Raw genomic sequence first — 10,121 nt, 5'->3', positions numbered from 1 at the left:
TGGTAGACGTGGCGCCCCCACCCATCCCGACCACCCAAACCGACCACCGCCGTCCGACACGAAGAACCACGGTTCTATCTCGGCCGACCAGGGCTCTACCTCGGCGGACCAGGGCTCTACCTCAGCCGACCAGGGTTCTACTTCGGCGGACCAGGGCTCTATTTCGGCGGGTCGCCGTTCTCTGGTGAGGTCGGGTCGACCCGAGGGTTCTCTGCGGCCGCATGGTCGTCGGCGGTGGGGGCTTCCGGGGCAGTGGGGGCTTCCGGGGCGGTGGGGGTGTCCGGGCCGAGGGTGCTCGGGCTGGCCGACGGCTGTGCGACGTCCGGCCGGGCTGCCGCGGCCCCGAGCACCGAGCCACCCGTCACGACGACGCCCGCCGCGACGGCCTGCGCCCGCAGGTCCGCGAGCTCGCGGGCCACGGCGCGGACCGCGAACCCGGACACGACGTGGATCGAGCCCGAGACGAACGCGTAGAGCGCGAAGACGACAGTCACGAGCCGGAGCACGTCGAACGCGTCGAGCGGGCGCGTGACGAGCAGGATGCCGAACAGCACCGAGACGATCCCGAACGCGAGCATCCACGCCCACCCGAGGTCCCGGTTGCGCGCGAGCGCGGCCGCGCCGGCGATCGTCGTGATGCCGAGGACGAGCACCCACACGGCAAGCACGTAGTAGAGGGCGGTCGGGGTCAGGTCGGGCCACAGCGCCACCACGACGCCGAACACGACGTTGACCCCCGCCTGGGCGAGCCACCACGCGGAGCCGACCTGGCGCCGGTGCACGAACCCCTGCACGGCGACCAGCACGCCGTCGGCCACGAGGAACGCGCCGAGCACGAGCCGGAGCGTCCCGAGCTCCTCGAGCGGCTCGATCATGAGGAGCAGGCCGAGCACCACGAGGAGGATGCCGCGCACGACGGGCAGCCACCACACCTTGCGGAACGGGTTGCGCTCCTGGACGGCGGCCTCTGGGCGGCCGCTCTCCGCGTCCGGCTCGCCCTGCGCGCTCTCGCGTGCCATGCCGCCCCTCCCGTCCGTCGCTGCTCCCATGCTAGGGAGGGCGACGTCACACTCGCCCGTCGACACCCCCGCGCACGCTCCCGAAACATGCGGGATATTTGCGCCCAAACTGGTTCGTGAACGACAAATGGCCAGGCACTCGACCGGTGCGGACCGGCGTGGGTCGGCACGTCGCGGCGGGACGAACCCGGCGAATCGCCCGGAGGAATCGGCCAAATCCCGCGCCCCGCCGGACCCCCGCGCCTAGACTCGCTGGCATGTCCGCCCCCGCGCCCGAGCCTCCCGCGCCGCCTGCGCGCGCGAGGGGTCCCGTCGTCGAGGTCGGCAGCCTCGCAGGTCCCGCGGGGGTCGAGCCGCGACCGCAGACCGGCGCGCTGGAGGCGCTGCTGACCCGGCCGGGTCGGGGCACGGTCGGCACGGTGCGCGTCGTCGACACCGCCGAGCCGCGGGTGCGCCACCCCAGCGACCTGGTCAACCTCGTGCTGTGCGCGGTCGGTGTCGCCGTCGTCATGCTCATGGCGGTCTTCGCGCACGGCACGACCGAGGGCGTCGCGGAGGACGTCCAGGGCTTCTCGGACCTGCTCGCGAGGATCCTCGTGTTCCCCGTGGCGGTGCTCGAGGGGCTCGTCACGCTCTTCGTTCCGACGGCAGTCCTCATCGAGCTCGGCGTCCGCCGTCTGGGACGTCAGGTCGTCGAGGCGATCGTCGCTGCCTGCGTGGGGCTCCTGCTCGGCGTGCTGGTCTCCTTCGCCATCAGCGCCTGGGGCTCCGACGAGCTCGTCCGGGGCCTCTCCGCCTTCGTCGACGGGTCGTGGCAGCTCACGATCCCGGACTATCTCTACGTCGCCGCGATCGCGGGGCTCCTCACCGCCGCGGGGACACGCACCCGACGACGCACGGTCGCCTGGTCCTGGAACCTCCTGTTCGTGGCGATCGGCGTGGTGCTGATCACGGGGCAGGTCTCCCTGCCCGGGATCGTCATCACGCTCCTGCTCGGGCGGATCGCCGGCATGGCGGTGCGGTACGCCTCGGGCGTCCGCAGCGAGCGTGCGTACGGCCCCGACCTCGTCGAGGGCGTACGACGCGCCGGCTTCTCCCCGTCGGCGCTCGTGCGCGTGCGCGACGTCACGGACGACGAGGAGCTCGCCGAGGCCGCCGACGACCCCATCACGGAGGTCGACGCCGAGGGCCACATCACGGCCGAGGTGCACGTCGGGGTCCTGCACGCGCCGGGCGCGGAGCACGACGCCGGCACGGTCCTCACGGCGGACGCCGCCCTCGCGCACCAGCACCTGGGGGGCGCCGGTCAGCCGAGCGGGCACGCGCCGTCGGGCACGACGAACGGGACCCCGGCCGCGGCCCAGGACGCACCGTCCGACTCTGCTGCCATCGCGCTCACCCGCGCCGGCGACAACCGCGTCTACGCGATGCTCGCCGAGGACGGCGTGCGCAGGGACGTCGTCGCCCTCGACGGCGACCGGCAGGTCGTCGGCTTCCTCACCCGGTTCTGGCGCTCGCTGCGGCTGCGCGGGACCGAGGGACGTGCCGCGATCTCCCTGCGCGCCGCCGCCGAGCGCTCCGCACTGCTGTCCTACGCCGCGCGCGCCGCCGGCGTGCGCACCCCGCGGCTCCTCGGCGTCGGCGAGTCCGCGGACTCGATGATGCTCGTCCAGGAGCACGCCGCGGGCGCCGTGTCGCTGCGCGACCTGCCCGTCGAGGACCTCACCGACTCCGTGCTCAACGAGGCGTGGCGCCAGCTCCGTCTGGCGCACTCCGCGGGGATCGCGCACCGCGCGCTCACGTCGGACGTCATGCTCGTGTCCCGCGAGCCGGCGACCGGGGCGCCCGAGGTCTGGCTCACGGGCTGGGAGCAGGGCGACATCGCGTCGTCCGAGCTCGCGCGCCGCCTCGACCTCGCCCAGATGGTCGCGCTGCTCGCGCTGCGCGTCGGGGCGCGGCGTGCGGTCGAGTCCGCCGTGAGCGTCCTGCCCGACGAGGACATCGCCGCGATCGGGCCGCTGCTGCAGTCCGTCGCCCTGCCGCCGAGCACACGCGACGAGATGCGGCAGGACAAGGAGTTGCTCAAGGAGCTGCGCGCGGCCCTCGTCGACCGCCTGCCCGAGGCCGACGTCGAGCCGCAGCGCATCACGCGCTTCGGGGCGCGCACGATCCTGACCCTCGTGCTCGTCATCGCCGCCGTGACGGCGCTCGTCACGTCGTTCAACTTCGAGCAGATCGCCGACGCGGTCACCGAGGCGAACCCCTGGTGGGCGGTCCTGTCGTTCGCGCTCGGCATCCTCACGTGGGTCGGCGCGGCCCTCACGCTCAGGGCGTTCTCGCCCTTGAAGCTGCCCCTGTGGCGCGTCACCCTCACCCAGGCCGCCGGGTCCTACGTCGCCCTCGCCGCCCCGGCCGGCATCGGCCCGGCAGCGCTCAACCTCCGGCTGCTCACGAAGCGGGGCGTGTCGACCCCCATCGCGGTCGCGACCGTCGCGCTCGTCCAGGTGTCGCAGTTCCTCGTGACGATCCTCATCCTCGTGCTGCTCTCGATCTTCACCGGCGACGGCGGCCTCGTGGAGCTTCCCTCCACGACGGTGCTCCTGGCGATCGGTGGCGTGGCGCTCGCCGTGCTCGCGACGCTCCTCGTCCCCGTGGTGCGGAACTGGGTCCTGGCGAAGATCCGGCCCACGGTCCAGCAGGTGTGGCCGCGCCTGTCGGCCATGCTCGGCCAGCCCGGGCGGCTCGCGATCGGGTTCGGCGGCAACATCGTCATGACGCTCGGCTACGTCCTCGCGTTCGACGCCGCGCTCGCGGCGTTCGGCCAGGAGCTCGACCTCGTCGACGTCGCCGTCATCTACCTCGTCGGGAACGCGGCCGGCGCCGCCGTCCCCACACCCGGAGGCCTGGGCACGATCGAGCTCGCGCTCACCGCGGGTCTCACCGCCGCGGGCGTGCCCTTCGCCGTCGCGACGTCCGCGACCCTCCTGTTCCGCGTCGCGACCTACTGGGGCCGCATCCCGATCGGCTGGGTCGCGATGCGCCACCTGCAGAAGAAGGGCGACCTGTAGCGGGTCCGCCGGGACTCGTCCACGGGACGTTCGGCCCGGTCGGGAGGGCGCCACGACTCGGTAGGCTCACCGCGCACCCGTCGGCGACGACGCCGGGGTGCCGACGATGCTCGACGAGGTGAGGAGCCCGCACGTGAGGATCGGAGTCCCCCGCGAGGTGGCGGCCGGGGAGCGGCTGGTCGCTGCGACCCCCCGGACCGTGGAGCGGCTGCGCGCGCTCGGGTACGAGGTCGTCGTCGAGCACGACGCCGGGTCCGCCGCGACGTTCGCCGACGCGGCCTACGAGGCGGCGGGGGCCGTCGTCGCGGACTCGGCGACCGTGTGGGGCGCCGACGTCGTGACCGCGGTGAACGCGCCGACGGACGACCAGGTCGCGCAGCTGCGCCCCGGCGCGACGCTCGTCGCGATGCTCGGCCCGGCGAACGACCCCGCGCTCGTCCAGCGCCTCGCCGCCCACGGCGTGACCGCGCTCGCGCTCGACGCCGTCCCGCGCATCTCGCGCGCGCAGGCGCTCGACGTGCTGAGCACGCTGTCGAACGTCGCCGGGTACCGCGCGGTCGTCGAGGCGGCGGCCGAGTACGGCGGCATGTTCGCGGGGCAGGTTACGGCCGCGGGCAAGACGCCGCCCGCGCGCGTCTTCGTCATCGGCGGCGGTGTCGCGGGCCTCGCCGCGGTCGGCGCGGCGGCGAGCCTCGGCGCCCAGGTCCGCGCGTTCGACGTGCGGACCGAGGCCGCCGAGCAGATCGAGTCGATGGGCGGCACGGCCGTCCGCGCCCCGGAGGCGCAGCAGGGCATGTCCGCCGACGGGTACGCGAAGCCGCTCACGCCCGAGCAGGAGGCCGCCGCCCTCGCGGTGTACGCGCGCGAGGCCGCCGAGGCGGACGTCGTGATCACGACGGCGCTCGTGCGGGGCCGCGCACCCCGCACCCTCACGGCCGCGGCGGTCGCAGGGATGCACCCGGGCGCCGTGGTGGTGGACCTCGCGGCGTCGGGCGGTGGCAACTGCGAGCTCACCGTGCCCGGCGAGCGGGTCGTGACCGCGGGCGGGGTCGTCGTCGTCGGCTGGACCGACCTCGCGGGACGACTGCCGCAGCACACGTCGCAGCTGCTCGGGACGAACGTCGTGCACCTGCTCGAGCTGCTCACGCCGGGCGCGGACGGCGAGGTCGTGCTCGACCTCGACGACCCGGTGCAGCGCGGCATGACCGTCGCGCGCGACGGCGAGGTGCTCTGGCCGCCGCCGCCCGTCGCCGTGAGTGCCGCACCACCACCGGGCGCGGGTCCGGTTGCGCCACCGCCGTCGGACCCCGTGCAGGAGGCCGCCGACCGGCAGCGGGCGCTCACCGCCGAGGCGGACGCCGCCGCGCTGCGACGTCGCCGCCGCACCGTGGGCGCCGCCCTCGCCGCCGTGCTCGTGACGCTCGCGCTGTCGTTCGCGCCGCCGTCGCTCGTCGGGCACGTCACGGTGTTCGCGCTCGCGGTGATCGTCGGCTACTACGTCATCTCGCACGTCACGCACTCGCTGCACACGCCGCTCATGGCCCAGACGAACGCGATCTCCGGGATCATCCTCGTCGGCGCGCTGCTGCAGATCGGCTCCGACGACTGGGTGGTCACGACGCTCGCGGTGCTCGCCGCGACCGTGGCGAGCATCAACGTCTTCGGTGGCTTCCTCGTCGCGAACCGCATGATCCGCATGTTCCGCAAGGACGCGCCGACCCGCGCCCCGCAGGGGGTGGCCCGATGACCGCGACCTCCGTCGCGCAGGCGGTCTACGTCCTCGCGGCCGTGCTGTTCGTGCTGAGCCTCGCGGGGCTCTCGAAGCAGGAGTCGGCGCGGCGCGGCAACGTGCTCGGCATGGTCGGCATGGCCCTCGCGCTCGCCGCGACGATCGTGCTCGCGCTCGACACGAGCGCCCGGCCGGTGCTGGTCACCGCGATCCTCGTCGCGCTCGTGCTCCTCGTCGGTGCCGTCGTCGGGACGTGGCGCGCGCGGCGCGTCGAGATGACGCAGATGCCCGAGCTCATCGCGATCCTCCACAGCTTCGTCGGGGCCGCGGCGGTGCTCGTGGGCTTCAACTCGTACCTCACGGCCCATGCCGCCGGGGCCGACGGCGCCGCGCACCTCGTGGAGGTCTCCCTCGGCGTGCTCGTCGGCGCCGTGACGTTCACGGGCTCGGTCGTCGCGTTCCTCAAGCTGTCGGGCCGCACGCGCTCCGCTCCCCTGCAGCTCCCGGGCCGCAACCTGCTCAACCTCGCGATGCTGCTGGCGAGCGTCGCGCTCGTGGCGTGGTTCGTCGTCGTGCCGTCGGTGTGGCCGCTGCTCCTGCTGACCGTGGTCGCCCTCGCGCTCGGCTGGCACCTCGTCGCGTCGATCGGCGGGGGCGACATGCCCGTCGTCGTGTCGATGCTCAACTCGTACTCCGGCTGGGCCGCCGCCGCAGCAGGCTTCATGCTCGGCAACGACCTGCTCATCGTCACGGGCGCCCTCGTCGGGTCGTCCGGTGCGATCCTGTCGTACATCATGTGCCGGGCCATGAACCGGTCGTTCGTCTCCGTGATCCTCGGCGGGTTCGGCACCGAGGAGGGCGCGGCGCCCGCGGGCGGCGAGGGCGCGCCAGGCGAGCACCGCGAGGTGAGCGCCGACGACGTCGCGGCCCTCCTGCGCGACGCGCGCAGCGTCGTCATCACCCCGGGCTACGGCATGGCCGTCGCCAAGGCGCAGTACCCGGTCGCGGAGCTCGTCGAGATCCTGCGCGACGGTGGCGCGGACGTCCGCTTCGGGGTGCACCCGGTCGCGGGCCGCCTGCCTGGGCACATGAACGTCCTGCTCGCCGAGGCGCGCGTCCCCTACGACATCGTGCTCGAGATGGACGAGATCAACGACGACCTCGCGGAGACGGACGTCGTGCTCGTCATCGGGGCGAACGACACCGTCAACCCCGCGGCGCTCGACGACCCCGGCTCGCCCATCGCGGGCATGCCCGTGCTGCGCGTGTGGGAGGCGGACCGGGTCGTCGTCTTCAAGCGGTCGATGGCCGCCGGGTACGCCGGGGTGCAGAACCCGCTGTTCTTCCGCGAGAACACCGGGATGCTGTTCGGGGACGCGAAGCAGCGGGTCGAGGACATCGTCGCGGCGCTACGCGTCGGTTGACCGGGCGACGTCCTCGGCCCGCTCGCCGGCGCTCCTGGCGCGCGATGCAGAGGTGCGAGCTCAGCCGAGCACGCGCTCGCGCGGTCGGGCGAACGAGAGGGACGGCGTCGTGCCGAGCGCCCCGTGCGCCGCGACGTAGTCCTTGAGGTCCCCACGGAAGACGACCCGCCCCGGCAGGTCGAGAAGTGTCTGCGGGCGCACCTGCCACCGCTCGATGCCCAGATCGGTCACGCCCGCGCCGTGCAGCACGTGGTAGACGAACTCGGAGCAGAAGAACCGGTCCTCCGCCTCGTGACCCCGGCCGAACCGGGCCCCCACGAGCCCGCGCACGTTGTACGAGAAGGCGTGCGAGTCCAGGAGGAACTCCATGATCCGCACCCGGATCGCCTCGTGCTGCTCGGGCGTCACGGGAACCTCCAGGACGACCCCCGGGACGACGTCCATGTCGCGGTACAGGCCGTCGTCGAACCGCTCGCGCCGGAAGCACCCGACGAACGGGTTGCCCGCCCGGCGGCGCCCGAAGCTGAACATGAGATCCAGCCCCGGGTCCAGCGCCAGGGAGGAGTGCGTGAACTCGTCGCGCGTCGCGAGCGCGATCGTGCGGGACAGGACCGTACGACTGCGGGACAGCACCACGTAGACGTTCACGCGCCCGACCCTACGACGAGGACGGCCTTCTTCGTAACGTCACGACGTGCGAAGTTCTCGCAGCGGTGCGATCATCCGCCGCCCACCGCGCTCACGACCGCCTCGGCGAGCTGCGGCGGGAGCTGCTCCGCGGCGTCGCGCACGTCGAAACCGAGGTCCTCGGCCTGGCCGAGGACCCGTGCGGCACGCGCGGGGTCGGGCAGCGCGCCGTCCCCGGTGAGGATCATGACGCCGGCCGTGAAGGCGGCCCGCCCGTTGCCCTCGTCCCCCGCCCGGAGGTAGAGCTCGAGCGCGCGCGCCGGGTCCCGCGGGCGGCCACGGCCCGTCGCGTGCTCGGCGGCGAGGTTGTACAGCGCGCGCGGGTGCCCGGCGTCCGCCGCCCGTTCGAGGAACTGCCGCGAGCGGTCCGCGTCGACCGGCGTGCCCTGCCCCGTCCCGGTGAGCACCGCGAGCTCGAAGAGCGCGTCGCCGTTCCCGCGGCGCGCCCCCTCCTCGTGGTCGGCGACGGCGGCCGCAGGGTCCTGCGCGAACCCGTACCCGTTGTAGCGCATCCACCCGCGCAGCACGTGGGCGCTCCCGTCGGGGTCGTCCTCCGCGAGCCGGTCCACGCGGCCGGCGGCCTCCGCGGCGAGCGGCAGGCCGCGGAAGTACGCCTCCCGCACCCACGCCGTCGCGGCCTCGCGCGAGACCTGGTCCGCACCGCCGGCGTCGGCCGCGCGGTACGCGTCCACCATCACCCGCTCGGCGTCGGGCGGCAGCAGCCCGATGACGTGCTCGTTGCGGACGAACGCGTCACGCAGCCCGTACGCCGCGGCGAGGAGCCGCTCGCGGCTCGCTGCCCGGTCCTCGAGGGCGGCCCGCGCCTCCTCGTACGCCGCGCTGCCCCGCGGCCGTGGCGCCGCACCCGACGACGCGACCTCCGCCGTCGTACCGCTCGCCGCGTCCACGTCCCACACGAGCTCGCCGTCGGGGTTCCAGAGCCGCGCCGTCCGGTTGTTCGTGTACATCGCCCGCCAGCCCTGCGGCAGGGCGAGGTAGCGCACGAGGTGCGGAGCCGCGCGCCAGAGCTCGTGCGCGGCGACCTCGGTCGTGCCGCCGCGGGGCGCCTCGGGGCGCGTCGTGACGAACCAGCCCGTGCGCCCGTTGCCCTCGGGCTGGTGCGTGAGGTAGACCTCCGGCGCCGTCGCGTAGCCGTCCTGGACGAGCAGGCGGTCGACGAAGCGGATCTCCTGCCGCTTCACCTTGCTGAAGGTCGCCATCTGGTTGAGCTGCTGCAGCACACGGAGCATCGGGTCGACGTCCCACGTGGTCGTCTCGATCCCCGGCTTCGTGAGGTCCGTCGCCCCGACGCGCAGGTCGTCGCCGTCGGCGCCGAGAACCGTCCACCAGAACCCGTACCAGGTGCCCTTGCCCGCCGCGACGCGCTCCGGTCCCGTCGAGGCGTACCAGTCGAGCAGGTTCTTCGTCCAGGGCAGCAGCTCCGGCGTCGTCCGCACCCACACGCGCCGCCCGTGCCGCGAGCGGGTCTCGGCGGTGACCTGCTGCGGCTGCCGCGTCGGCTCGCCGTCGGCCCACCAGCGCACGGCGTCCGGCGCCGGCGGCCAGGAGTCCAGCAGGCGGCGCGAGAGCGGGTCGAGCGCGCGGACGACCTCGCCGTCGCAGTGCGCGACGAACCAGTGCCCCGGCCCGTGGGCGCGGTCGATGCCGACGACCGCGTACGCGCCCTTCCCGCGCGCGAGCAACCGGTCGACGATCTCGTCGGGCGTCGTCTGCCGGAACGGCGCGCCCGCGATCTCGGCGAGCTCGTCCTCGCTCAGGCCCTCCGCGGTGGCGACCCCCTTCTCGCCGGACCGCAGGAACCGCACGAGCGCCGCCGCGCCCGACGCCGCGTGCGGGAGCGGATGACCGGTGGCGACCGGGTCGAACCGGTGGCCTGCCTGGAAGCCGGCGACCAGGTCGGCCTGCGAGAACGACGACTCGCGCGTGTACACCGACCCGTCGAACCCGACGACCGTCTGCGCGCCGCCGCGCCCCGGTGTCCACACGTGGAACCCGCCGGGCACGACCTTGCTGTATCGGGCGACGGTCGGGACGTCGATCCCCAGCTGCGTCGCGGCGCGGTCGGCGAGGTGCGGGAAGCCCTCGGTCCAGTGCTGGCTCTGCTGCGGGTCCTGCCCGGTCGCGTCGGTCACGCGCCCGACAGTACGGCCCCGGGACGGCGTCGCGCGCGGAG

The 10,121-nt window shown here is 74.3% G+C and carries 6 protein-coding genes; 3 read left to right on the top strand and 3 right to left on the bottom strand.

Annotated features, from left to right (window positions below):
* Positions 1 to 158: 158 nt before the first annotated feature.
* Positions 159 to 1,019 (bottom strand): HdeD family acid-resistance protein, encoded by an 861-nt coding sequence (locus tag AC4H2H_RS07110; RefSeq protein ID WP_494370095.1) that lies wholly within the window; start codon positions 1,017 to 1,019, stop codon positions 159 to 161.
* Between the two features lie 257 nt (positions 1,020 to 1,276).
* On the opposite strand from AC4H2H_RS07110, the gene AC4H2H_RS07105 reads away from it, so the two are divergent.
* The 3 genes from AC4H2H_RS07105 to pntB all read left to right on the top strand — a co-directional run bounded on the left by AC4H2H_RS07105 (position 1,277) and on the right by pntB (position 7,240).
* Positions 1,277 to 4,087, top strand: a complete 2,811-nt coding sequence (locus tag AC4H2H_RS07105) for a flippase-like domain-containing protein (protein ID WP_494370094.1) — start codon at positions 1,277 to 1,279, stop codon at positions 4,085 to 4,087.
* Between the two features lie 133 nt (positions 4,088 to 4,220).
* Positions 4,221 to 5,834, top strand: coding sequence for a Re/Si-specific NAD(P)(+) transhydrogenase subunit alpha (locus AC4H2H_RS07100; RefSeq protein WP_494370093.1), 1,614 nt, complete (start codon positions 4,221 to 4,223; stop codon positions 5,832 to 5,834).
* Positions 5,831 to 7,240 carry a Re/Si-specific NAD(P)(+) transhydrogenase subunit beta gene (pntB, locus tag AC4H2H_RS07095; protein WP_494370092.1) on the top strand — a complete coding sequence of 470 codons (1,410 nt, stop codon included), beginning with the start codon at positions 5,831 to 5,833 and terminating at the stop codon, positions 7,238 to 7,240. Before AC4H2H_RS07100 ends, pntB begins: the two co-directional genes overlap by 4 nt.
* 60 nt (positions 7,241 to 7,300) lie before the next feature.
* Here pntB and AC4H2H_RS07090 read toward each other — a convergent pair whose 3' ends face one another.
* Together AC4H2H_RS07090 and AC4H2H_RS07085 are read right to left on the bottom strand one after the other, a co-directional pair.
* The gene (locus AC4H2H_RS07090; protein WP_494370091.1) at positions 7,301 to 7,888 is read right to left on the bottom strand and encodes a hypothetical protein; all 588 of its coding nucleotides are present in this window, start codon (positions 7,886 to 7,888) and stop codon (positions 7,301 to 7,303) included.
* Positions 7,889 to 7,959: 71 nt separating this feature from the next.
* Positions 7,960 to 10,080 carry a tetratricopeptide repeat protein gene (locus AC4H2H_RS07085; RefSeq protein ID WP_494370090.1) on the bottom strand — a complete coding sequence of 707 codons (2,121 nt, stop codon included), beginning with the start codon at positions 10,078 to 10,080 and terminating at the stop codon, positions 7,960 to 7,962.
* Positions 10,081 to 10,121 lie beyond the last annotated feature (41 nt).

It is taken from the genome of Cellulosimicrobium sp. BMG9.22, from assembly GCF_059159975.1.
Note: the sequence above shows the minus strand (reverse complement) of the source record. Positions and strands in the feature narration are given on the sequence as shown.

Coding starts and splice junctions, on each gene's coding strand:
- AC4H2H_RS07105 (WP_494370094.1), top strand. CDS start 1,277: ATGTCCGCCCCCGCGCCCGAGCCTCCCGCGCCGCCTGCGCGCGCGAGG.
- pntB (WP_494370092.1), top strand. CDS start 5,831: ATGACCGCGACCTCCGTCGCGCAGGCGGTCTACGTCCTCGCGGCCGTG.
- AC4H2H_RS07110 (WP_494370095.1), bottom strand. CDS start 1,019: ATGGCACGCGAGAGCGCGCAGGGCGAGCCGGACGCGGAGAGCGGCCGC.